Annotated in this window: 1 pseudogene; it reads right to left on the bottom strand. The window is 68.8% G+C overall.

The window, feature by feature from the left end:
• Nucleotides 1-459, bottom strand: a pseudogene (locus GVL03_RS19980) (hypothetical protein); the annotation flags it as partial.

Below are 459 nucleotides of genomic sequence, written 5' to 3' on the forward strand. Positions count from 1 at the left end.
GCGGGGCGCGCCCGGCATCGCTGGCAACGTGGCCTGCAGCCAGATCCGGCGCGTGGCGTGCAAGATCCTCACGACGGATGCATCGGCCACCGGTCATCACCGCCAGCCGGACCACCACCCGCTCCATTTCCAGCAGATTGCCGGGCCAGTCGTGCGCGCACAGGGCTTCCAGCACATCGTCGCCCAGCACGCGGGGATTGAATCCATGCAGCTCCAGCGAACGCGCCGCCAGCGCGCCGATGTCCTCCACCCGTTCGCGCAGCGGCGGAATATCCACGGTCAGGAACTCCAGCCCGGCCAGCAGGGCGCGCGAGAACTGCTTCTCTCTCACCCGTTGTTCCAGGTCCGCGCTGGTCGACGCGATCACCCGTATCGGGCCGGCCACCAGCGCTTCAGCTTGAGCGGCAGGCAGCCCACGCATGCGATGTGACAGCTGCCCCTGCAGCGGCACCGGCAGTT

Source organism: Microbacterium sp. 18062 (assembly GCF_902706225.1).
GTDB lineage: Bacteria > Actinomycetota > Actinomycetes > Actinomycetales > Microbacteriaceae > Microbacterium.